This window comes from Streptomyces sp. NPDC044571 (assembly GCF_040647115.1).
Classification (GTDB): Bacteria; Actinomycetota; Actinomycetes; order Streptomycetales; family Streptomycetaceae; genus Streptomyces.
In genome coordinates, this window is sequence record NZ_JBEZBN010000042.1 from 37,436 (window position 1) to 61,183 (window position 23,748).

Consider the following 23,748-nt stretch of genomic DNA (forward strand, 5'->3'; position numbering starts at 1 on the left):
CCGTTGACAGTGCAGGGGTGTCCCCGCACGATGCATCGCGGCATCGGGGAGGTTGACCACCGTTCAAGCCCGCCCCGGCTCCTGCGGTGGTGGGCGGCCCGGGTGGCCGGGCACCGCGTCGGCCCTCGGCGGGCCCCGCCCGGGGTGTCCCTGCCGTGCGCGTACGGCCTTCGGCATGCCGGGATGTGCCACCCCGCCCGCCGAGACGTCACACAGCACTGATCCGCACCGCCTGGACCGACGGCCCCCGCACCGCTCGGGCCCGCACCCGTCCGCACCGCCCGGCACCACACCACCCCGAGCCACCCCGCACCGCACGGCACGGCACCGAGCCACCCGCACCGAACCGCCGAACCCGCACCGATCCGGCCCGCACCGATCAGAGGAGCGCCCGTGACCCCCCAGCCCCCGCAGCCCGTCCGCGCCCGCGACCTGGTCGTCGCGGTCAGCCCGTTCGAGGAGCCGCACCCGCGGCTCGTCACCGCCGCCGAGCGGGCCGGGTCCCTCGGGCTGCTCGACCTCGGCCGGGACCCGGGGGCCGCCCGGCGGGCCTTCGCCGAGCTCGACCGCCGGCTCGCCGGACGGCCGTACGGGGTACGGGTGCCCGCGCACTGCCCGCTCGGGCCGGAGGAGCTGCCGGACGCGGTGGACACGGTGCTGCTCGCCGACCCGGCGGAGCACACGCCCCGGCGGGTGGCCGACTGGGCGGCGCACGGGAGGCGCCGGATCTGGGCCGAAGCCACCGGCCGGGCGCAGGCCCGGGCCGCCGTGGCTGCCGGGGCGCAGGCGCTGGTGGCCAAGGGGCACGAGGCCGGCGGCCGGGTGGGTGAGGCCACCACCTTCGTCCTGCTCCAGCAGCTGCTCGCCGGGGCCGGAGCCGGGGTGCCCGTGCTCGCCTTCGGCGGGATCGGTCCGCACACGGCGGCCGCGGCGGTCGCGGGCGGGGCCGCCGGGGTGCTGCTCGACGTCCAGCTGGCCCTGACCACCGAGGGGGCGCAGGCCCTGCCCGCCGAAGTGGCGGCCGCGCTCGGGGCCATGGACGGCTCCGAGACCCGGATCCACGACGGCCACCGGGTCTACTCCCGGCCGGACCTGAGCCCGCCGGAGGGGCCGGCCGCCCTGCTGCTCGGGGCCCGGGACCTGCGGGCCCAGCTGCTGCCCGTCGGCCAGGACGGGGCCGCGGCGGCCCGGCTGGCCGCCCGCCACCGCACCACCGGCGGTGTACTCCAGGCCGTGCGGTCGGCCGTCACGGCCCACTTGGACGCGGCCGCGCGGACCCGGCCCCTGCTGCGGCCGCGGTCCGTGGCACAGGGGCCGATGACCCGGGTCAGCGACCAGGCGGCCTTCGCCGAGGCGGTCGCAGCCGGGGGCGGCGTCCCGTACCTGGCGCTCGCGGTGATGGAGGGGCCGGACGTACGCCGACTGCTCACCGAGACCGCGCAGCGGCTCGGGGACCGCCCCTGGGGGGTGGGCCTGCTCGGCTTCGTCCCGCCCGAGCTGCGCCGGGAGCAGCTGGCGGCCGTGGCCGAGGTGCGGTCGCCGTACGCGATCATCGCGGGCGGGACCCCGGCCCAGGCGGCGCCGCTGGAGGCCGCCGGGACCGCGACCCACCTGCACGTTCCCTCGCCGGGGCTGCTGGAGCGCCATCTCGCGGAAGGGGCCCGGCGGTTCGTGTTCGAGGGGCTGGAGTGCGGGGGGCACGTCGGGCCGCGCGCCTCGTTCGCGCTGTGGGAGGAGCAGATCGAGCTGCTCCTCGGCTGCCCCGAACCGGCCGCGCTGGACGTGCTGTTCGCGGGCGGCATCCACGACGCGCGCTCCGCCGCGATGGCGGTGGCGGCGGCCGCGCCGCTGGCCGAGCGGGGCGCGCGGGTCGGTGTGCTGATGGGCACCGCGTACCTGTTCACCGAGGAGGCGGTGGCGGCCGGCGCGGTGCTGCCGGGCTTCCAGCGGGCGGCGGTGGACTGCTCGCGGACGGTGCTGCTGCACACGGCACCCGGGCACGCGACGCGCTGCGCGGCGACCCCGTACGCCGAGACCTTCGAGGAGACCCGGCGGCGCCTCGCGGACGGCGGGACCGAGCCGCGCGAGATGTGGGAGGAGCTGGAGCGGCTGAACCTGGGACGGCTGCGGATCGCCAGCAAGGGGCTGCGCCGCGGTCCTTCGGGCGGCCTGGACCCGGTGGACGGGCAGGAGCAGCAGCGCGAGGGCCTGTTCATGCTCGGCCAGGCCGCCACCCTGCGCACCGGGACCACCACGATCGCCGCGCTGCACGCCGAGGTCACCGAGGGCGCGACCCGGTGGCTGGAGCGGCGGGCCGCCGAGCAGGTCCGGCCGGCCGGCCCCCCGCCGGGCGGCGACCCGCTGGACATCGCCATCGTGGGCATGGCCTGCGCCTACCCGGGCGCGCCCGACCTCGGCGCCTACTGGGCCCGGGTCCTCGCCGGGGCCGACGCGGTGACGGAGGTCCCGCCCGAGCGCTGGGATCCGGCGCTCTACTACGACGCCGACCCGGCTCGGGCCGGGGAGCGCAGCCTCTCGCGCTGGGGCGGCTTCCTCGGCCCGGTGCCCTTCGACGCCCTCGCGCACGGCATCCCGCCCGCCTCCCTGGCCGGTATCGAGCCGGTCCAGCTGCTGGCCCTGGAAATGGCGGCGCGGGCCCTCGCGGACGCGGGGTACGGCACGGGCCGGGAGTTCGACCGCTCGCGGACCGCGGTGGTCTTCGGCGCGGAGGCGGGCACCGAACTGGCCGGTGCGTACGGGCTGCGCGCCCTGCACCCGGCCTACCTCGGAGAGCTCCCGCCCGGGCTCGACGAGCAGCTGCCCCGGCTCACCGAGGACTCCTTCCCGGGCATCCTCGCCAATGTGATCGCCGGCCGGGTGGCCAACCGCCTCGACCTGGGCGGGGCCAACTGCACGGTCGACGCCGCCTGCGCCTCGTCGCTGGCCGCCCTGGACCTGGCCTGCCGGCACCTCGGCGACGGGGACGCGGACATGGTGCTGTGCGGCGGGGCCGACGTGCACAACGGGATCAACGACTACCTGCTCTTCTCCTCGGTGCGGGCGCTGTCGCCGACCGGCCGCTGCCGGCCCTTCGACGCCGCGGCCGACGGGATCGCGCTCGGCGAGGGCGTGGGCGTGCTGGTGCTCAAGCGGCTCGCCGACGCCGAGCGGGACGGAGACCGGGTGTACGCCGTGGTCAAGGCCGTCGGGGCGGCCAGCGACGGCCGCTCCCTCGGCCTGACCGCGCCCCGCCCGGAAGGGCAGCGGCGGGCCCTGGAACGGGCCTACGCCCGGGCGGGCATCAGCCCCCGCGAGGTCGGGCTGGTCGAGGCGCACGGCACCGGGACGGTGGTCGGGGACAGCACCGAACTGGCCGTCCTGGAGGAGCTGTTCACCGAGGCGGGGGCCGCGCCGGGATCCTGCGCACTGGGCTCGGTGAAGTCGCAGCTCGGGCACACCAAGTGTGCGGCCGGACTGGCGGGGCTCATCAAGGCGGCGCGCGCGGTGCACTCGGGGGTCCGGCCGCCGACCCTGCACATCACGGCGCCCAACCCGGCGTGGCAGAGCGGGACGAGCCCCTTCGCCTTCGACACCGAGGCCAGGCCGTGGGCGGTCCCCGTGGAGCGCCGGATCGCCGGGGTGAGTGCCTTCGGCTTCGGCGGCACCAACTACCACGCCGTGTTGGCCGGTTACGGCGGAGCGGAGGAACCGGCGCACGGGGTGGAGGACTGGCCCGCCGAGCTGTTCTGCTTCCGCGGCGAGGACCGGCGGGCGGCCGCCCGGGCCATGGCGCGGCTCGCGGCCCGGCTGGAGCAGAACGACACCGCCGGACGCCCGTGGGCGCTGCGGGACCTCGCGGCGGAGACCGCGGCGACGGGCTCGGGGCCGGTGCGGGTCGCGGTCGTGGCCGGCAGCCTGGACGAGGTGGCGGCCCGGCTGGAGCGGGCCCGTACCTTCACCGCGGGCGAGGGGGTCCACGTACGGGAGGACGCGGCGGATCCGGGGCGGGTGGCGTTCCTGTTCCCCGGTCAGGGCAGCCAGCGGGTGGGCATGCTCGGGGAGCTGTTCGCCGCCTTCCCGGCGCTGCGGCGGCTGCTGGACGAGGCGCCGGGGCAGGTGGTGTCGGCGATGTTCCCGCCGGGCGCCTTCAGCTCGCAGGAGCGGGCGGCGCAGCGGGCGGCGGTGACCGACACCCGGGTCGCGCAGCCTGCCCTCGGGCTGGCGGGGGCGGCTGCGCACGTCCTGCTCGGGGAACTGGGCGTACGGCCCGACTGCGTGGCCGGGCACTCGTACGGGGAGCTCACCGCGCTGTGGGCGGCCGGGGTGTACGACGGGGAGAGTCTGCTGCGGCTGAGCACCCGCCGGGCCGAGGCCATCCTGGCGGCGGCCGGGGCGGATCCGGGTGCGATGGCGGCGGTCGCGGCGGCGCCCGGCGAGGTCCGGGAGCTCGCGGCGCGGACGGGTTGCGCGGTCGCGAACCACAACGCCCCGCGCCAGTGCGTGATCTCCGGTCCGACGGCCGCCGTCCGGGCCGCGGTGGAGGGCATCCGGGCGACGGGCCTGTCGGCGGAACTCCTGCCGGTGGCCTGCGCCTTCCACAGCGAGGTGGTCGCGGGGGCGGCCGGTTCGCTGGCCGCGGAGCTGGCCGGGACAGCGGTGGCCGACGCCGCCGTCCCGGTCTGGTCGAACACCACGGCGCAGCCGTACCCGGCGGAGGCCGGTGCCGTACGGGAGCTGCTGGCCCGTCAGGTGGCGGAGCCGGTCCGGTTCGTGGAGCAGGTGGAGGCCATGTACGCGGCGGGGGTCCGCACCTTCGTGGAGGCGGGGCCCGGCCGGGTGCTCTCGGGGCTGGTGGGGCGGATCCTGCACGGCCGGCCGCACACCGTGGTCCCGCTGGACGTGCCGGGCGAACACGGGCTGGCCCGGCTGGTCACGGCGCTGGCGGAACTGGCGGCGGCGGGCGTGCCGGTGGCGCCGGAGGCGCTGTTCCGGGGCCGGACGGCCCCGCTCCCGGACCGGGCGCCGCGCCGCCCGGGCTGGCTGGTCGACGGCCACCTGGTCCGCACGGCGGACGGCACCCCCCTGGCGGGCGGCCTCCAGCCGCCCCACCGCGTGGCACCGCCACCTGCCGCCCCCCGGCACCGCGAGGAGGCGGTCCTCCAGTACCTGGAGGGCTCCCGCGCCCTGATCGAGGCGCAACGCAGCGTCCTGCTGGGCTACTTGTCCGCTTCCACCGGTTCCCCCGCGTCCTCGGGCCCGACGAGCACGCTCCTGCCCGCCGGCACCTGGCCGGACGCCCAGGCCAACGGCAGTGCCGCCGCCGGTCCGGTCACGGTCCCGCTGAACGGCGCATGGCCGCGAGCCGCGGGCCCGGCGGCTCCCGCCCCGACGGGCCCGGTCCCGCCGGGCGGCGGCCGGCCGAACGGCACGGGCGGCACCCCGGCGGGGCCGGGATCGGCTGCGGTGGGCGCGCCCCTGGCCCCCGGCACCTGGCCGGGCCTCCAGGCCAACGGCAGCGGCGCCGCCGGCCCGGGCACGTCGAACGGCGCCCGGCCGGACGGCGGGGCCACAGGTGCGGCGGGGAGCGGCCCCGGCCTGGGAGGCGCCGTTCCGGGCGGCGCCGTTCCGGTCGGCGCCGAGGCGGTGATGGACGTCGTGCTGGAGATCGTGCACGTCCGGACCGGGTACCCCCGCGACATGCTCGACCCCCAGCTCGACCTGGAGGCCGACCTGTCCATCGACTCCATCAAGCGCGTCGAGATCATCGGCGCCCTGGCCGACCGGATCGGCCTGCCGCAAGGCGCCGCCGGGTCCGCCGGTGCGGCCGAGTCCGTCGTCGAGGAGCTGGCCCGGATCAAGACCCTGCGCGGCATCGTCGACTGGGTCGTCTCCCACACCGCCGCCCCCGCGGCCGCCCCGCCGGGCGGCGCACCCGAAACACCGCCGCGGAGCGCGCCGCCCCGCGCGAGGCCGCCGGCCGCCCCGGTCCGCCGGCTGCGGGTGGACCCCGTGCCCCTGCCCGCCCCGGACGCGGATCCCGAAGCCCTGAGGGGGCTTCGGATCGCGGTGGCCGGCGAGGGGCAGGGGGCCGTGGCCGGTGCGCTCGAAGCCCTGCTGCACCGGCACGGCGTGGCCGAGGTGCACCGTATCGCCGAAGCCGCCTCCGGCTTCGACGCGCTCGTCGACCTGTCCGGGCTCCGGGCCGGCGCCGAGCCCGCGCTGCCCGACGCCTTCCCCGGGCTCCGGCGCGCCCTGACCGGTGGCGTCCGCCGGCTCGTCCTCGCCACCACCCCGGCCCCCGCCGCCGGCACCGGCCTGCACGGATTCGCCCGCAGCGCCGCCCTCGAATTCCCCACCGCCCTGGTCCGGGCCGTGGAGGTCAGCCCCAAGGAGGACCCCGAGCAGGTGGCCGCGCAGCTCCTCGCCGAGCTCGCCGACCCGGGCGGCGCCCCCTCCTCCGTCGGGTACACCGCCGACGGGACCCGGGTCACCCGCCGCCCCGTGCCCGCCCCGCTGCCGGACACCGCCGCGGTCGGCCCGCTGCCGCTCGACGCCCGGTCCGTGGTCCTGCTCACCGGCGGGGCCCGCGGGATCACCGCCCGGACCGCCCTCGCGCTGGCCCGCCGCACCGGGTGCCACGTCGAGCTGCTCGGCCGTACGCCCGAGCCCCCGGCCGAGCCGGACCGCTTCGCCCACGCCACCGACCGGGTGGCGCTGCGCGCCGCGCTGATCGGCGCCGGTCTGCGGACGCCCGCCGAGATCGAGAGCGCGGCCTCCCGGGTCCTCGCGGAGCGCGAGGTACGGGCCACCCTGGCCGCTCTCGGCCCGCTGGCGGCCTCCGTCCGCTACCACTGCGCCGACGTCACCGACGAGCAGGCCGTCCGGGCCGTCGTGGCCGCCGTACGGGAGCGCCACGGCCGGCTGGACGGCATCGTCCACGGCGCCGGGACGCTGCGCGACGGCCTGCTGGCCGACAAGCAGCCGGCCGCCTTCGCCGAGGTGTTCACCACGAAGGTGACCGGCGCCCGAAACCTCGCGGCGGCGGCCGCCGAGCACGGGTCGGGGCCCGCCCTGCGCTTCCTCGCGCTGTTCGGCAGTGTCGCCGGGGTCTACGGCAACCGCGGCCAGAGCGACTACGCCGCCGCGAACGACGCCCTCGACAGCCTGGCGCACGCCTGGTCCGCGTACCTCCCCGGCCGGGTCCTGTCCGTCGACTGGGGCCCCTGGGCGGCGGAGGCGGGCGGCATGGTCACGCCCGAGCTGGAACGTGCGTACGCCCGCCGGGGCATCGCGCTGATCGACGCCGAGGCCGGGACCGCCGCGTTCCTCGACGAACTCGCCCACGGCAGCGACGTACAGGTGGTCCTGATGGCGCAGGAAGGCGGCGGCGATGAGTGAGCGGGGACGCGGGCGGCTCGGTCCGCGGCCCACCGACGCGGCGATCGTCGGGATGGGCGCGGTCTTCCCGGGGGCCGCCGACCTGGCCGCGTACCGGCGCAACCTCCTGGCGGGCACGGACGTCATCACCGAGGTGCCGCCGGGGCGATGGGACCCGGAGGTGTACTACGACCCGGACGGCGCGAGCGGCCCCGCGGCCGGCGACCGGTTCTACTGCCGCCGCGGCGGCTTCGTCGACGGCCTGGCCGCCTTCGACCCGACCAGGTTCGGGATCATGCCGGCCGCCGTGGAGGGTGCCGAGCCCGACCAGATGCTGGCCCTGCACGCGACGGCCGAGGCGGTCGCGGACGCCGGCGGCGAGGACCGGCTGCCGGCGGACCGCTCGCGGATCGGGGTGGTGCTCGGCCGGGGCGGGTTCATGGGGGTGGCCACCGCGCGGCTCGACCAACGCGTGCGGACCGCTCACCAGTTGGCGCAGACCCTGCGGGAGCTCGCGCCCGAGCTGGACGAACGGCGGGTCGCGGCGGTGCGTACCGCCTTCCAGGACGCGCTGGGACCGGAGCGGCCCGAGGCCTCGATCGGGCTGGTGCCGAGCTTCACCGCCGCCCGGACGGCGAACCGGCTGGACTTCCGCGGACCCGCCTACACCCTCGACGCGGCCTGCGCCTCCTCCCTGCTGGCGGTGGACCAGGCGGCGGGGCTGCTGGCGGGCGGACGCTGCGACGCGGTGGTCGCGGGGGCCGTCCACCACTGCCACATCGCCACCCTGTGGAGCGTCTTCACCCAGCTGCGGGCACTCAGCCCGAGCGAGCGGATCCGGCCCTTCGACCGGCGGGCCGACGGGACGCTGCTGTCCGAGGGGACGGGCGTGGTGCTCCTGAAGCGCCTCGCGGACGCGGAGCGCGACGGCGACCGGATCTATGCGGTGATCCGCGGTACGGGTGTGGCGGGTGACGGCCGGGCGGCGAGCCTGATGAGCCCGCTCGTCGCCGGTCAGGTACGGGCGCTGGAGCGGGCCTGGCAGGACGCCGGCCTGGACCCGCGGGCCGCCGACGCGCTGGGCCTGCTGGAGGCCCACGGCACCGGCACCCCGGTCGGGGACACGGCCGAACTGGAAACGCTGGCCCAGGTGTTCGGCCCCCCGGAAGCCGCCGGCTCCGGCTCCGGTCCTGGGACCGGAGCCGGGTCCGGGATCGGCTTCGGTTCCGTGAAGTCGATGCTCGGGCACACGATGCAGGCCTCCGGCATGGCCGGGCTGATCAAGGCGGCGCTCGCCGTGTACGAAGGGGTGCTCCCGCCGACCCTGCACCTGGCGGAGCCGCACCCGGACCTGGCGCGGACCCGGATGCGGCCGGTCACCGTGGCGCAACCGTGGGAGCGTACGTCGGGGCCGCGCCGGGCGGGGGTCAACGCGTTCGGCTTCGGCGGGATCAACGCCCACGTGGTGCTGGAGCAGGCGCCGGGGACGGCCGCCGCCGCGGCCCCGGGCCGCCGGGCCGCTCCCGCTCCCGTACGCCGCTTCCTGCCGCTCGGGGCGGCGCAGGCTCCGCCGGTCGGCGCGGGCGGGCGGGACGAGGTGCTCCGGCTCGCGGCGGACACCCCGGCGGAGTTGGCGCGGCTGCTGGCGGCGGGCTCCCCCTCGGCGGGGGACGGCCCGTGCCGGCTGGCGGTGGTCGGGCCCACGCCGCAGCGGCTCGCGCTGGCCGCGAAGGCGGTGGCCCGGGGGCGGGCCTGGCGGGGGCGCGGCGACGTGTGGTTCACGCCGGAGCCGCTGGGCGGGCGGCTGGCGTTCCTGTTCCCGGGGCTGGAGCCGGAGTTCGCACCGCTGCTGGACGATGTGGCGGACCGGTTCCGGCTGGCCGCCCCCTCACTGAGCCGGGGCGCAGATCTGGTGGAACGGGCCCTCGACGCGCTCGCCACCGGCCGGTTCATGGCCCGGGTCCTGCCCGAACTCGGCATCGAGCCCGACGTGCTGGCCGGCCACAGCCTGGGCGAGTGGGCCGCGATGGTGGCCGCGGGCATGTACCCGCAGGAGGCGGCCGACGCCTTCCTGGACTCGCTGCGGCCGGGCTCGCTGAAGGTGCCCGACCTGGTGTACGCGGCCCTCGGCTGTGGGTCGGCCCGGGCGGAGGCGGCGCTGCACGGGGTGCCGGGGGTGGTGGTCAGCCACGACAACTGCCCCCACCAGTCGGTGGTGTGCGGGGACCCGGCCGGGGTGGCGCAGGTCCTGGAACGGCTGCGCGCGGACGGGGTCCTCGGCCAGGAACTGCCCTTCCGCTCGGGGTTCCACACGCCGATGTGGGAGCCGTACCTCGGGCAGGTACGGACCGCCTTCGAGCAGCTGCCGCTGCGGGCGGGCTCGGTGCCGGTGTGGTCGGCGACGACGCTCGCGCCCTTCCCGGCCGAGCCGGAGGCGGTGCGGGAGCTGGTGGTACGCCACCTCCTGGAGCCTGTCCGGTTCCGCGAGCTGACCCTGCGGCTGTACGAGGACGCGGGCGTGCGGAGCTTCGTGGCGCTGGGGCCGGGCAGCCTGCCGGGCTTCGTGGAGGACACCCTCCGGGACCGCGGGCACCTCGCGGTGGCGGCCTCCGCGCCGCGCCTGTCGGGCCTGGCCGCCCTGCGGCGGGCCTGCGCCGCGCTCTGGGCCGAGGGCCACGCCCCGCGCTGGGACCGCCTGACGGCGGCGCGCCGCCCCTCGGACGGCACTGCGCAGGCGCCTGACGGAGCGGCGGCCCGCCCGGCCTCCGACCACCCTGCGGCGCGCCGTCCCACCGTGCAGCTCGACCTCGGCTCCCCTCTGGTCCACCTCCCGCCCGCGGCCCGTGCGGCCTTCTCACACCCCGGGCCGGCCCCGTCACCGGCCTCACCGGTTCTCCCGCCGCTCTCTCCCAACGGCGGGGCGCCCGGCGAGGTGGCCGATCCGGCGGCACACCGGCCGGTCCTGCTGTCCGCGCTGGACGCCGTCCTCGCCGAAGCCGACGCCGCCGCCCGGACGGTGGCCGAGGCCTGGGCCCTGTCCCCGACATCCCCTCCCGCGGCCCCGACGGGCCCGCGACAGACAGCGGCGGAACCATTCGCCGCCGCGGAGCCCGCACGGGCGACCGCCCCGGACGGCAGCCCGGCGGCCGGGGCGGGCCCGGTCGGGGGCGGCGGGGGCGGCGGGGGCGGCGGGCCCGCCGGCGCCGCGCCCGGCCCTGCGGGCCCGGCCGCCCGCGGGGGCGGGACGGAGACGGCGCGCGTGCTGCGGCTCGGGCTGGACACGCTGCCCTCCGTCCGCGACCACTGCGTGTACCTGCAACCCGACGGCTGGGCCGAGGACTCCGACCGGTTTCCCGTCGTGCCCATGACGACCATGCTGGAGCTCGCCGCCGACGCGGCCCTGCGGCACGCCGCCGAGGGCGCAGCCGCCGTCCTCGGCTACGAGGACGTACGGGCCCTGCGCTGGCTCCCCGTCGCACCCGCCGTCGACGTCGACGTCCGCACCCGGGACGAGGGCGACGGCCGGATCCGGGTCACGCTCGGCCCGTACGCCTGCGTGGTCGTCGTGCTCGGCCGGAGCCACGGGACACCGCCGGGCCCCGACCCGACACCCCTGCGCGATCCCCGGCCCGCCCCCGTCAGCGCCGACGCCCTCTACCGGGACCGGTGGATGTTCCACGGCCCCCGCTTCGCCGGGGTGCACGCGGTCCACACCGTCGCCGCCGACGGCATCCGCGGGGAGCTGCGCGCGCTCCCCGCCCCCGGCGCTCTGCTCGATGCCGCCGGGCAGCTCTTCGGGCACTGGATGCAGCTCGAACTGCCCGTCGACCGCCTGGTGTTCCCCGCCACCGTCGACCGGATCCGGTTCTACGGGCCCCCGCCCGCCCCGCAGGCCCTGCTGACCGCCACCGCCCGCATCCGGGAGGTCCGTGACGTGACCGTGCGCGGCGATCTCGAACTCCAGGACCGCAGCGGCCGGGTGTGGGCCCGGATCGACGGCTGGACGTACCGCCGGTTCGGCGCCGACGAGCGGGTGTGGCCGATGAAGTTCACCCCCGAGGTGTGCGGCATCGGCGAGCCGCAGCCCGCCGGCTGGTGTCTGGCCCGGCGCCGGTGGGCCGACCCCGCCTCGCAGGAGCTGGTGATGCGCCGCTACCTCGGCGCCGCCGAACGCGCCGCGTACGAACGGCTCGCGCTCCGCGCCCGCGGCCCTTGGCTGCTGGGCCGGATCGCCGCCAAGGACGCCCTGCGGCAGCTGCTGTGGGACGGCGGCGCCGGTCCGGTGTTCCCCGTGGAGGTGCCCGTCGGCAACGATCCGGCCGGGCGCCCCGTGCCCGAGGGCCCGCTCACCCGCGGCCTGCACCTGTCGATCTCCCACAAGGACCGGATCGCGGTGGCCCTCGCGCACGCCTCCCGGCCGGTCGGCATCGACGTGGAGCCGGTGACCGGCGATCCCGGCGCCCTGCTGCGGATCGCCTGCTCCCCCGGGGAGGTCCGTCTCGCCGAGCAGCTCGCCGACCGCGAAGGCACCGGCCTGCCCGCCGCGCTCACCGCCCTCTGGTGTGCCAAGGAGGCCGCCGCCAAGGCGGCCGGCACCGGGGTCGGCGGCCGTCCGCGCGAATGGCGGGTGACCGACGACCCGGCGACCGCGGCGCTGCGGGTGCTGTCGCCCGAGGGGCAGCCGTACCCCGTACGGACGAGTCTGCTGCCCGAGGACCACGTCGTCGCCTGGACCGCCCACCCCGCGGGGTCCTCCCCCGTTCCCCTCACCCTCACGGAGACCAGTCATGGCCACTGACATCCTCGCCGAGATCACCGGCATGCTCGTGGAGATCGTCGGCGACGAGTTCCTCCTCGCGGAAGAGGTCACGATGAAGACGACGTTCAACGAGGACCTCGCCCTGGAGAGCATCGAGTTCGTCGCTCTCGCCGAGTTGCTGCACCAGCGCTACGGCGCCGAGGTCGATCTGATGGGCTTCCTCGCCGAGAAGGACATGGACGCCATCCTCGCCATGTCCGTCGGTGAACTGGTCACCCACATCGGGCGGGTCACCCACGCCTCCCTCGCCCAGGCCTCCCTCGCCCGCGCCACGGCGGCCCGCCCGGCCGCCCCCGCCGCGTCCGCCGGCTGAGCCCGCCATGGCCTTCACCACCGCCAACGCCCTGCGCTTCCACGTCCAGCGGCTCCCGGCGGCCGCCGATACCCCCGACCGGCCGGTCGTGGTCTTCCTGCACGGGCTGGTCGTCGACAACCTCTCCTCCTTCTACTGCCCCCTCGCCGTCCCCGCGGCCCGCGCCGGCCACGAGGTCGTCCTCTACGACCTGCGGGGCCACGGCCGTACCGAGCGCCCGGCCACCGGCTACGACAGCCGTACGGCCGTACGGGACCTGTTCGCGCTGCTCGGCGCGCTCGGCCTCGGGCGGCGCCGGCTGCACCTGGTCGGCAACAGCTACGGCGGCACGCTCGCCCTGCACGCCGCGCTCGCCCGGCCCGAGCTGGCCGCCGGGCTGACGCTGCTCGAACCCCCGCTCAGCGGCGCCTGGGTGGAGAACATGGTGGACACCCTGTCCGCCGCCGCGCTCAGCCTGGAGGGCAGCGCGGTCCCCGCCGAGCTGCTCGGCCTCAGGCTGCGCAAGGCCGCCCATCTGACGGCGATCGCCGACGACCTGCTCAACCGGACCAGCCTCGTCGACGACATCGCGGCCAGCCACACCTTCACCCCCGCCGACTACGCCCGGCTGCGCTGCCCGCTCCTGATCGTGTGCGGTGAACATTCCGAACTGGTGCCGGGCGCCCTGGAGCTGGCCGAGCACGCCCCGCGGGACAGCACGGCCGTCGAGATCCTGCCCGGTCTCGGGCACGACGTGCTGAAGGAGAGCAGCGGCTCCCTGCGCAAGGCCGTCCTGGCCCATCTGGACGCGACGGCGGCTGCCGCGCACGCCACCCCGGGGGGAGTGCTGGTCCGGTGAAGGTGCTGTTCACGGTCCCGCCGCTGGCGGGGCACGTCAACCCGACGGTGGCCGTCGGCGCCGAACTCGCCGCCCGGGGTCACGAGGTGGCCTGGACGGGGCCGAGCGGTCCGCTGTCCCGCCTGCTGCCCCCGTACGTGCGGATCCTGCCGGCCGGCGAGGACAACGGCGGCGGCTACGCGGCCCTGCACGAGCGCTGGCGCGATCTGCGCGGGGTCGGAGCACTGCGCTTCCTCTGGGAGGAGGCGCTGGTGCCACTGGCCCGGGCGATGGTGCCGGGGGTGACGGAGGCGGTCCGCGCCTTCGGCCCCGACCTGCTCGTCGCCGACCAGCAGGCGCTCGCCGGTCCGGTGGTGGCGCGGCGGCTCGGGATCCCCTGGGCCACCTCCGCGAGCACCTCCGCCGAACTCACCCGGCCGTTCGCGGACTTCCCGAAGGTCGGCGAATGGGTCGCGGGGCAGATCTCCGGCTTCCTCGCCTCGTGCGGGGAGGAGGACACCGGCTGGGACCCGCGGTTCTCCGAGCGGCTCGTGCTGGTCTTCTCCACCCCCGAACTGGTCGGCACCGGGGCCGGCTTCCCGCCGCACCACGCCTTCGTCGGCCCGGCCTTCGGGGCCCGGCCGTCCGCGCCCGGCTTCCCGTGGCAGCGGCTGGATCCGGAGCGGCGCCGGGTGCTGGTGTCGCTGGGGACCCTCAACCAGGAGGCCGGCGGCCGGTTCTACGACGCCGTACTGGCGGCCGCGCGGCGGCTGGCCGGCGAGGTCCAGCTGGTCCTGGCGGGGCCCGCCCGACTGGCCGGGTCGGCACCCGCGAACGTGCTGGTACAGGACCGGGTTCCGCAGCTGGAGCTGCTGCCCCATCTGGACGCCGTGGTCTGCCACGGCGGCCACAACACCGTCTGCGAGGCGCTCGCGCACGGGCTGCCGCTGGTGCTGGCGCCGATCCGGGACGACCAGCCGATCGTGGCCCGCCAGGTCGTCGAGGCGGGCGCGGGAGTCCGGGTGCGGTTCGGCCGGCCCCGGGCCGAAGAACTGCGGGACGCCATGACGGCCGTGCTGGACGAGCCCGGCCCGCGCCGCGCCGCCCGGCGGATCCAGGCCTCCTTCGCCGCGGCGGGCGGAGCCGCCGCCGCGGCCGACCGGTTGGAGAAACTGCTGTGAACCCTGTCCACTCTGCGAGCCCCGTGACCTCCGTGTTCTCCGGGAGGCCGTCGGCGGCGGCCGGGGTCCGGTGGACCTCCGCGGCCCTGCTGGTCGCGCTCGGCGCGGGCACCGTGCGCGCCCGGCGGCGCCTGCGGGCGCTGCCCGCCCTGCCCCCGACGCCGGCCTGCTCGGCCGGGGTGCCGCGCGCCGCCGGGTGGCGGCTGCTGACCGCGCGGGGGGTGGAGGCCGACCCGGCGACGTTCCTGGCCGCCTGCGCGTACGCCGACCGGGAGGGGCTGCGGGTGCTGGACCTGCTGCCGGGGGACCTCGCCGCCGAGCGGGTGCTGGGCCTGCTGCGGCTGGTCGATCCGGCCCGCTACCGCGACGACCGCCTGGGTGAGGGGCGCGGGGCGGGGTGCGCCGTGCTCGTCTCGGAGGAGGTGCTCGCCCGGGCCGGGATCGACGGCGAGGTGGGTGCGGGCGCCGGTTCACCCGGCCCGGACCGCGCCGAACTCCTTGCACTGATACGCCGGTTGAAGGAGTACGCGGCCGACGCCACCGGCCTGGCCGTGGCACCGGCCCTGTCCGGCGGGCGGCCGGCCCCCGACGCGGACACCGGCCCGGTGCGGGTGGCCGAGCTGCGCGCCCAGGGGCTGCCGCCGGGGGCGCTGGCCGCCGCGCAGCTCGCGGGGCTGGCCCTGCTCGCCACGGTGGCCGGGCGCCAGGGCCGGTGGGGCGCGGCCGCGGCCGGGCTGTACTGGCTGCAGCCGTACCTCGCCCTCGGCGGCCCCAGGGGCCCGCTGCGGCCTGCGGACCTGGCCCGGGCGACCGCCGCCCGGCCGGTACGCTCCCTCGGCGCGGCTCTCCGTACGGCCGCACACGCCGCACGACCGCGGACGCCCACCGCGGCCGACCGGGCGCGGGTGGCCGCGTACCGGGCCGATCTGGCCGGCGGCACCGACCGGTTCCTGGAGCCGCGCCGCCCGGACTGCCCGTGGTGCGGCTCCCGGCGGCTCACGGTCCGGGTGCGGGTGCCGGACCTGCTCCAGGGCAAGCCCGGCCGGTTCACCCTGGAGCAGTGCGGGGCCTGCGCGCACGTCTTCCAGAACCCCCGGCTGACCCCCGAGGGCCTGGAGTTCTACTACCGCGACTTCTACGACGGCCGCGGCGGCGAGGGCGCGGGCACGGTCTTCGGGCGGCTCGGTGCCTCCTACCGGGCCCGCGCCGAGATGCTCCGCCCGTACGGCGGCGCCCCGGCCTCCTGGCTGGACGTCGGCACCGGGCACGGACACTTCTGCAACGCCGCACGGGCCGTGTGGCCGCAGACCCGCTTCGACGGGCTCGACATGGGCGAGGGCGTGCGCGAGGCCGAGCGGCGCGGCTGGGTGGAGAGCGGGTTCCAGGGCCAGTTCCCGGAGTTCGCCGAGAAACTGGCCGGCCGGTACGAGGTGGTCAGCATGTACCACTACTTGGAGCACACCCGCGATCCGCTCGCCGAACTCGACGCGGCGGCCGAGGTGCTCGCCCCGGGCGGGCTGGTGGCCATCGAGCTGCCGGATCCGCAGTCGCGGATGGCCCGGCTGCTGGGATCCGCCTGGCTGCCCTGGTTCCAGCCGCAGCACCAGCACCTGATCCCGGCCCCCAACCTGCGGGAGGCGCTGGCCGACCGGGGGTTCACCGTGCTCGCCGAGGAGCACGGCCCCGCCCACCAGGGCAACGACTTCTTCGGCGCGGTGGCCCTGACCGCGACGCACCTGGCCCCGGATCCGGACCGGCCCTGGGGCCCGCCGGCGACACCGCGCCGCCGAGCCGCCGCCGCGGCCGTACGGGCTGCGGCGCTGCCCTGCTTCGCCGGTGCGGCGGTGCTCGACGCGGTGCGCACGGCCGCGGCCCGGCGGTCTGACGGCGGCAACGCCTACCGGATGCTGGCCCGCAAGGTGGGGCCGTGACCGGCGCCCCGGTCAGCCCGCCGGTGGGCGGCGAGGGTCCCGACCTCGCCCGCCGGGCCACCGCCGACCCGCTGTTCCGGCTCGTCGCCTACGCCCTGGAGTCCGCGCACGGCCGGGCCCCCGCCGCCGTGTGGAGCGCCCCGCACGCCTTCCACCTGGGCGCGCCGGGGCTGGTGGCGGCCGCGGGCTGGCCGGTGGCGGCCGCCGCCGCGGCGCGCTCCGACGGCCTGGTGCGGCTGAGCTCGCTCGGGCATCCCGCCGACAGCTGCGAGGTGCCGCTGGCTCCGGACGGGCCGCCGTCCGCCGTCCCCGCCTGGGCGGCCCGCCCCTACGCCCTGCTGCGGGCGCTCGCCCGCGCCGGGTACGGGCGCGGCGGGACCGACCTGCACGTTCAGGGCTCGCTCACGGCGGCCTCGGGGCTGGCGGTGGCGGAGCCCGCCGACTGCGCGACGGCGCTCGCGGTGGCCGACGTCCACGGGGACGCCCGCGGCGGGGTACGCGGTCCGGCGGGCGGGGAGCCGGACCGTGCCCGACTGGCCCGGCTGCTCGCCGAGGCGCTGCCGGGCGGCGACCGGGCCCTGCACCGGGCGGCCCTGTTCGCCCGCCCCGGCGAGGCGCTGCTGATGGACCGGGACGGCGGGAAGCCGCCCCGGTACGCGGCCTTCGACCCGGCGGCCTCGGGCAGCCGGCTGGTGCTGCTGGCCGTGCGCGGGAGCCTGGCTCCGGCCGACCGGCCGGCGGCGCTGGCCCGGGCGGTGGACTGCGCCCGCCGGGCGGGGGCGCTGAGCGCATGGGCGCCCGGGCCGCGGCCGGGCCGGAGCGTGCTGGTGCTGCTGCCCGAGACGCGTCTGACGGCGGTCCGGGCCGCGGTGGCGGAGGACTTCCGCGGCCGGGGCCGGCCCGGGCCGCGCTTCTTGAACATCGCCGTGGCCGGAGCGGCCCGGCGAGAGGAGTGACCGACACCCATCCCGCACCACCGAGATCGAGGAGGAACCGCTCATGCCCTCACCCAAGGCCGTCGCGAGACGCCGGACCCGCCGGTCCGCGCTCGCGGCCGGGCTCGGCGCGCTCACCCTGCTGGGCGCCTTCACCGTGGCCAACTCGCGCGCTGCGGACGGCAGTACGGGCGCCGCGTACGCGAAGGCGCCGTCGGCGGCCGCCGGCCTGCCGGCATACGACCACGTGGTGGTCGCCGTCTACGAGAACAAGCAGTACGGGGAGATCATCGGCAGCGCGAACGCCCCGTACATCAACCAGCTGGCGAACGGCGGCGCGAGCCTGACCGGCATGAAGGCGTTGACGCACCCCAGCCAGCCGAACTACTTCAACCTGTTCTCCGGCGCCACGCAGGGCATCACCGGCGACGGCTGCTACACCGCGCAGTCGATGACGGCGGCCAACCTCGGGCAGGAGGTGATCGCCGCGGGGAAGACCTTCGCGACGTACAACGAGGACCTGCCGGCCGAAGGGTCGACGGCGTGCAGCAGCGGCAAGTACGCGCAGAAGCACAACCCGTGGTTCGCCTTCAAGAACGTGCCGTTGAACACCGGCAAGACCTGGTCGCAGTTCCCGCAGGGCAATTTCGCGGCGCTGCCGAACCTGTCCTTCGTGGTGCCGAACCTGTGCAACGACATGCACGACTGCGCGGTCGGCACGGGCGACACCTGGACGAAGACCAACCTGGACGCGTACGCGCAGTGGGCGAAGACCCACAACAGTCTGCTCGTGCTCACCTGGGACGAGGACAACTACCTCGGGTCGAACCGGATCGCCACCGTGTTCCACGGGGCGAACGTGAAGACCGGCGCGTACTCCACGGCCTACAGCCACCACCACCTGCTGCGCACCCTGGAGGACCTCTTCGGCACGGCGACACACGCGGGGAACGCGGCGAACGTCCAGCCGATCACCGAGGCCTTCGCCGGGTCCACGGACCCCACGCCGACCCCGACCCCGACCCCGACGCCCACGCCGACCCCCACCCCGACCTCCGGTGACCTCAAACTCGCCGACCCCGGCCCGCAAGCCTGCAAGTTCAACCAGACCTGCACCATCCAGCTCACCGCCACCGGAGGCAAACCCCCCGTCCGCTACACCGCCACCGGCCTCCCCTTCGGCCTCACCCTCGACCCCGCCACCGGGCGCATCACCGGCAAACCCTGGGCCACCGGAACCCTCCAAATCACCGCCACCGCCACCGACACCACCCCCACCACCGCCACCACCACCTTCCCCCTCACCCTCACCTGGTTCTGAGGACTGCCGCCCGGCACGGGCGCAGGGGGCGTGACACGCACCCGCGGCCCGTGCCCGGCGGCGCCCTGCGTCGTAGGGTCGGGGCATGGCGGAAGCACAGCGCGGGCTCGACGGCAGGGTCGCCCTGGTGGCCGGGGCGACGCGGGGGGCGGGGCGCGGCATCGCTGTCCAACTCGGGGCGCAGGGCGCGACGGTGTACGTGACGGGGCGCAGCACCCGCGGCAGCCGTTCGGAGTACGACCGGCCCGAGACGGTCGAGGAGACCGCCGGGCTGGTCACGGCGGCGGGCGGACGCGGGATCGCCGTGGTCACGGACCATCTGGTGCCGGCGCAGGTCGAGGCGCTGGTGCGGCGGATCGAGGAGGAGCAGGGCCGCCTGCACCTCCTGGTGAACGATGTCTGGGGTGGCGAGCGGCTCTTCGAGTGGGACAGCGCGGTCTGGGAGCACGACCTGGACAAGGGGCTGCGGCTGCTGCGGCTCGCGGTGGAGACCCATGCCATCACCAGCCACTACGCGGCGCCGCTGCTGCTGCGGGAGCCGGGCGGGCTGGTGGTGGAGATGACGGACGGTACGGCCGAGTACAACGCGACGCACTACCGGGTGTCGTTCTTCTACGACCTCGCCAAGTCGGCGGTGCTGCGCATGGCGTTCGCGCTCGGGCACGAGCTCGGTCCGCGCGGGGCGACGGCGGTGGCGCTGACGCCGGGCTGGCTGCGCTCGGAGATGATGCTCGACGCCTTCGGGGTCACGGAGGCCAACTGGCGCGACGCCCTGGACCGGGTCCCGCATTTCGGCATCTCCGAGACCCCCTCCTACGTCGGGCGGGCGGTCGCGGCACTGGCCGCGGACCCGGAGGTGGCGCGCTGGAACGGGCAGTCGCTCTCCAGCGGGCAGCTCGCCCGCGTCTACGGGTTCACCGATCTCGACGGCAGCCGCCCGGACGCCTGGCGGTACCTGGTCGAGGTACAGGACCCGGGCCTGCCCGCCGCCCCCGACGGCTACCGCTGAGGCACCCCGCCCGGGCTCAGTCCAGCCTCAGTTCACGGCCGGGCCCGAGCGGGGCGAAGAAGCGGGCCACGTCCTCCTCGGTGACCCGGTCGAGCTCGGGCGGCGACCAGCGCGGGGCGCGGTCCTTGTCGATCACCTGGGCCCGGATGCCCTCGACCAGGTCGGGCGAGCGCAGCGCATGGCAGGAGACCCGGTACTCCTGGACCAGCGCCTGCTCCAGCGCGCCCAGGCTGCCGGCCCGGCGCACGGCGGCGAGGGTGACCTTCAGCGCGGTCGGGGACTTGGCGAGGATCGTCTCGGCGGTTTCCTTCGCGGCCGGGTCGCCCTCGCCGAGCAGCCGCTCCACGATCTCCTCGACGGTGTCCGCCGCGTAGCACCGGTCGATCCAGGGCCGCCGGTCGGCCAGTTCGCCCGGGGCGGGCGCGGCGGCGTAGCGCGGGAGCAGCTCGGCCGCGGGCGCCGAGGCGAGTGCGGCGGTGAGCTCCGCGAGCCGCTCGGCGGGTACGAAGTGGTCGGCGAGCCCGCACAGCAAGGCGTCGGCGGCCCCCACGGCCGTGCCGGTGAGTGCGAGGTGCGTGCCGAGCAGGCCGGGGGCCCGGCCCAGCAGGTAGGTGCCGCCGACGTCCGGGACGAAGCCGATGCCGGTCTCCGGCATGGCGACCCGCGAGCGTTCGGTGACGATGCGGACGCTGCCGTGGGCGGAAAGGCCGACGCCGCCGCCCATGACGATGCCGTCCATGAGGGCCACGTACGGCTTGGGGTAGCGGGCGATCAGGGCGTTGAGCCGGTACTCGTCCCGCCAGAAGCCGGCGGAGGCGTCCGTGCCGGCCTTGGCGTCGTCGTGGATGGCCCGGATGTCGCCGCCCGCGCACAGGCCGCGTTCACCGGCGCCGCGGATGAGGACCAGGGCGACGGCGGGGTCGTGCTCCCAGGCGGTCAGGGCCTCGTCGATCCGCAGCACCATGGCGTGGGTCAGGGCGTTGAGGGCCCGGGGACGGTTGAGGGTGATCACCCCCGTGCGGCCCTCGACGGCGAACAGGACCGTGTCGTCTGCGGCATCTACGCTCTTCACACCGGCCAGTATGTAGCGTGGACGGTCATGCGGAAGATCATCCTGATGATGTCCATGTCCCTCGACGGGTACATCGAGGGGCCCGGCCGCGACATCGGCTGGCATCTCGTCGACGAAGAACTGCACCGGCACTTCAACGAAGAGCTGCGGGCCATGGGCGGCATGCTGAACGGCCGCGTCATCTACGAGCTGATGGCGGACTTCTGGCCGACCGCCGACCAGGACCCCGACACCCCGGAGTGGATGGCGGAGTTCGCGGGCATCTGGCGGGACATTCCGAAGTACGTCTACTCGCGGACCCTGGACCGGGCGGACCTCGGCTGGAACTCGGTGCTCGTCCGGGACGTCGTACCGTCGGAGGTCGCCGCGCTGAAGGCGGCCCCGGGCGGCGACCTGACCCTGGGCGGGGCCGATCTGGCCGCCTCGTTCCTGCGCCACGACCTGGTGGACGCGTACCGGATCTATGTGCATCCGGTACGGATCGGCCGCGGCACACCGCTGTTCCCGCCGTTCGCCGGGTCGGCTCCGCTCCGGCTCGCCGGCACCCGCGCGTTCGGCAACGGGGTGGTCCTGCTCTCGTACGAGCGTCCCTGAGAGCCCCTACGGCAGGTGCCGCGGGTGCGCCCCGGGCGTGTGCCCGAAGGCCCGCCGGAAGACGTCGATGAAGGCGCTCGCGGAGGACCAGCCGCAGCGGTGCGCGACGGCGGTGACGGGCGTGCCGACGGCCAGCAGCCGCAGTGCCCGGTGCAGCCGCAGCTGGGTGCGCCACTGCGGGAAGGTCATGCCCAGCTCGGCGCGGAACAGCCGGCTCAGCGTCCGCTCCCCGGCCCCGGCTCCCGAGGCGGCGGCGAGGGCGGCCAGCCCGCGCGGGTCCGCCGGATCGGCGTGCAGCAGCCCGCACACGCGAGCCGGGGGTCTCGGGGCTCGGGCAGGTGCAGCGGCTGGAGCGGCGAGACCCGCACCTGGTCGAGCAGCACCGCGAGCAGCCGGCGCCGCTGCGGGCTGCCGTCCTCGGGCATCCGGGTGTAGGCGAGGATCAGCTCCCGCAGGAGCGGCCCGACGGCGATCACGGCGGGCGAGTCGAGGGACAGCGGGTTGTGGTGGGTGGGCAGGCCCACCGAGTGCAGGTCGGTGCGCCCGTACCCGCGGTGCTCGTGCACCGTCCCGGCCGGGATCCACAGCGCGCGGGAGGTCGGGGCCACCCAGGTCCCGGCATCGGTGGTGACGGACAGCACTCCGGAACCGGCGTAGGCGATCTGGTGGTCGTCGTGCCGGTGCGGGTCGATCCCGACGTGGGTGTCGAGCTCGCGGATGCTGGTGGCGGCCCGGGGGGTGTGGCGGATTTTCTGCATCGCCCGGCAATTTATCGGAAGCGGGCCCGCTGCGGGACGGGGGATTCTCGATCGGTGAACCCATCGAAGACCGCGCCGTCCCACCCGCCCTCGACTGCGCGCGCCGACCGGGCTCGGCGGGGCCGCACGGCGGCCTACGCGGCGGGCCACGCCTGTGTGGACGTCTACCAGGGCGCGATCGCCGCGCTCGTGCCCTACCTGGTCGCCGAGCGCGCCTACGACTACGCCGCCGCCTCCGGCATCGTGCTCGCCGCCTCGCTGCTGTCCTCCGTGGTCCAGCCGCTGTTCGGGGCGCTGACGGACCGCCGGCCGATGCCGTGGCTGATCCCGCTGAGCACGGCCGCGGCGGGGCTGGGCGTCGCACTGGTCGGCGCCGACGCCGGCTACCCGGCCACCGTGGCGGCCGTTGCCCTGTCGGGGCTGGGCGTCGCCGCTTACCATCCGGCGGCGGCGCGGCTGGTCCGCACCTCCCTGGGCGGCGCCGGCCATACGGCGATGAGCTGGTTCGCGCTGGGCGGGACCGTGGGCTTCGCGTGCTCGCCGCTGCTGGTCGCCGGGGCCCTGTCGGTGTCCGGCCCGGCGGCCTGGTGGCTGCTGGCGCTCCCCTGCGTGCTCGGCGCGGTCCTGAACCGCCCGCGGAGGGCGCCGCGCGGGGGGACGGAGGCAGCGGCGGCGGCCGGCTCCGGTGCACCGGGTGCCGTACGGGAGCCCGCGTCGGGTGTTCCCGAGGACCGGCGGGCCTTCGTGCGGCTCTCCCTGGTCGTGGTGGTCCGCTCGGTGGCCTTCATCGGGCTGAGCACCTTCATCGCCCTGTACGTCCGCGAGCGCGGCGGGAGCGGAACCGCCGCCGCGGCGGCCCTGTTCGCCCTCTTCGCGGGCAGTGCGGGCGGCACCGTGCTCGGCGGCCGGCTGGCCGCGCGCTGGGGCCGGACCACCACCGTCCGCCGGGCCTACGCCGCTGCGGCGCCCGCCGTCGCCGGCGTCCTGTTCCTGCCGCTGCCGCTGGTGTACGTCTGCGCTGCGCTGGCCGCCGCCGCGCTGTACGTGCCGCTGTCCCTCCAGGTCACGCTGGGCCAGGACTACCTGCCGACCCGCATGGGCACCGCGAGCGGGGTCACCCTCGGCCTCACGGTCAGCGTCGGCGGCGTGGCGAGCCCGCTCATCGGCGCGGCCGCGGACGCCACCTCCCTGCACACGGCCCTGCTCCCGCTGATCGTGCTCCCGCTCGCCGCCTGGGCGCTGTCCCGCCGCCTCCCGGAGCCGGAGCCGGCTGCCTGAGGCGGCCCCGGGGCCCGGGGGTCAGCTCCTGGGCCGGGCCCGGTGGACCTGCCAGGCCGCCAGGGCCTCGCGCCGGGTGCCGTCCGGGTGGCGGGTGTGCCAGTCGCGCAGGAACCGGTTGAGCTCGAACTGGGCGCCGATCTCCGGTGGTTCGGCGGCCCGGCCGCGGGTGTCATGCCAGTGAGCCACGGCCTCGGCGAGGGTGTGGCCCGCATGGCCGGCGACGTAGTCCCGCATGAAGGCGTCTAACTGATCATTTCAGAATGAGTTTGGCTCAGGGGCTTGGCAGTTGGGCTGACGGGCGGCAAGGTTCTGGATGTGTCGGATGATCTTGTGCCTGATG

General features: G+C 76.9%; 13 protein-coding genes and 2 pseudogenes. 12 read left to right on the forward strand and 3 right to left on the reverse strand.

What is annotated here, in order from left to right; genetic code table 11:
* Positions 1 to 393: 393 nt before the first annotated feature.
* The 10 genes and pseudogenes from AB0B01_RS22060 (at position 394) to AB0B01_RS22105 (ending at position 19,703) form a co-directional block, all read left to right on the forward strand.
* Entirely contained in the window at positions 394 to 7,398 is a 7,005-nt protein-coding gene (locus tag AB0B01_RS22060) for an SDR family NAD(P)-dependent oxidoreductase (protein WP_361721605.1), read from the forward strand.
* Positions 7,391 to 12,175, forward strand: a complete 4,785-nt coding sequence (locus AB0B01_RS22065; protein WP_361721608.1) for a beta-ketoacyl synthase N-terminal-like domain-containing protein — start codon at positions 7,391 to 7,393, stop codon at positions 12,173 to 12,175. Before AB0B01_RS22060 ends, AB0B01_RS22065 begins: the two co-directional genes overlap by 8 nt.
* Entirely contained in the window at positions 12,165 to 12,509 is a 345-nt protein-coding gene (locus AB0B01_RS22070; RefSeq protein WP_361721611.1) for an acyl carrier protein, read from the forward strand. Before AB0B01_RS22065 ends, AB0B01_RS22070 begins: the two co-directional genes overlap by 11 nt.
* A gap of 7 nt (positions 12,510 to 12,516) precedes the next feature.
* Positions 12,517 to 13,347: an alpha/beta fold hydrolase gene (locus AB0B01_RS22075; RefSeq protein ID WP_361721614.1), complete on the forward strand. Its 831-nt coding sequence runs from the start codon at positions 12,517 to 12,519 to the stop codon at positions 13,345 to 13,347.
* Positions 13,344 to 14,507 carry a glycosyltransferase gene (locus AB0B01_RS22080; RefSeq protein ID WP_361721617.1) on the forward strand — a complete coding sequence of 388 codons (1,164 nt, stop codon included), beginning with the start codon at positions 13,344 to 13,346 and terminating at the stop codon, positions 14,505 to 14,507. The genes AB0B01_RS22075 and AB0B01_RS22080 overlap by 4 nt, the downstream gene beginning before the upstream one ends.
* A gap of 23 nt (positions 14,508 to 14,530) precedes the next feature.
* Positions 14,531 to 16,438 carry a class I SAM-dependent methyltransferase gene (locus AB0B01_RS22085; protein ID WP_361721620.1) on the forward strand — a complete coding sequence of 636 codons (1,908 nt, stop codon included), beginning with the start codon at positions 14,531 to 14,533 and terminating at the stop codon, positions 16,436 to 16,438.
* A complete protein-coding gene (locus AB0B01_RS22090) occupies positions 16,435 to 17,394 on the forward strand; it encodes a galactokinase (protein WP_361721623.1) in 960 nt (319 codons plus the stop codon). The genes AB0B01_RS22085 and AB0B01_RS22090 overlap by 4 nt, the downstream gene beginning before the upstream one ends.
* Before the next feature lie 43 nt (positions 17,395 to 17,437).
* A pseudogene (locus tag AB0B01_RS22095) lies at positions 17,438 to 18,334 on the forward strand (alkaline phosphatase family protein); the annotation flags it as partial.
* Positions 18,335 to 18,490: 156 nt separating this feature from the next.
* Positions 18,491 to 18,694 carry a putative Ig domain-containing protein gene (locus AB0B01_RS22100; protein WP_361721643.1) on the forward strand — a complete coding sequence of 68 codons (204 nt, stop codon included), beginning with the start codon at positions 18,491 to 18,493 and terminating at the stop codon, positions 18,692 to 18,694.
* An 85-nt stretch (positions 18,695 to 18,779) separates the two neighbouring features.
* A complete protein-coding gene (locus AB0B01_RS22105; protein ID WP_361721626.1) occupies positions 18,780 to 19,703 on the forward strand; it encodes an SDR family oxidoreductase in 924 nt (307 codons plus the stop codon).
* A 16-nt stretch (positions 19,704 to 19,719) separates the two neighbouring features.
* On the opposite strand, the gene AB0B01_RS22110 is transcribed toward AB0B01_RS22105, so the two are convergent.
* The gene (locus AB0B01_RS22110) at positions 19,720 to 20,775 is read right to left on the reverse strand and encodes an enoyl-CoA hydratase/isomerase family protein (protein ID WP_361721629.1); all 1,056 of its coding nucleotides are present in this window, start codon (positions 20,773 to 20,775) and stop codon (positions 19,720 to 19,722) included.
* Between the two features lie 27 nt (positions 20,776 to 20,802).
* Between AB0B01_RS22110 and AB0B01_RS22115 the strand changes: the two genes are divergently transcribed.
* Positions 20,803 to 21,369: a dihydrofolate reductase family protein gene (locus AB0B01_RS22115; protein WP_361721632.1), complete on the forward strand. Its 567-nt coding sequence runs from the start codon at positions 20,803 to 20,805 to the stop codon at positions 21,367 to 21,369.
* 6 nt (positions 21,370 to 21,375) lie between these two features.
* Here AB0B01_RS22115 and AB0B01_RS22120 read toward each other — a convergent pair.
* Positions 21,376 to 22,127 (reverse strand): annotated as a pseudogene (locus AB0B01_RS22120) (helix-turn-helix transcriptional regulator).
* 156 nt (positions 22,128 to 22,283) lie between these two features.
* Between AB0B01_RS22120 and AB0B01_RS22125 the strand changes: the two are divergent.
* Positions 22,284 to 23,405 (forward strand): MFS transporter, encoded by a 1,122-nt coding sequence (locus AB0B01_RS22125; protein ID WP_361721646.1) that lies wholly within the window; start codon positions 22,284 to 22,286, stop codon positions 23,403 to 23,405.
* A 21-nt stretch (positions 23,406 to 23,426) separates the two neighbouring features.
* Here AB0B01_RS22125 and AB0B01_RS22130 read toward each other — a convergent pair whose 3' ends face one another.
* Positions 23,427 to 23,642 (reverse strand): hypothetical protein, encoded by a 216-nt coding sequence (locus AB0B01_RS22130; protein WP_361721635.1) that lies wholly within the window; start codon positions 23,640 to 23,642, stop codon positions 23,427 to 23,429.
* Positions 23,643 to 23,748 lie beyond the last annotated feature (106 nt).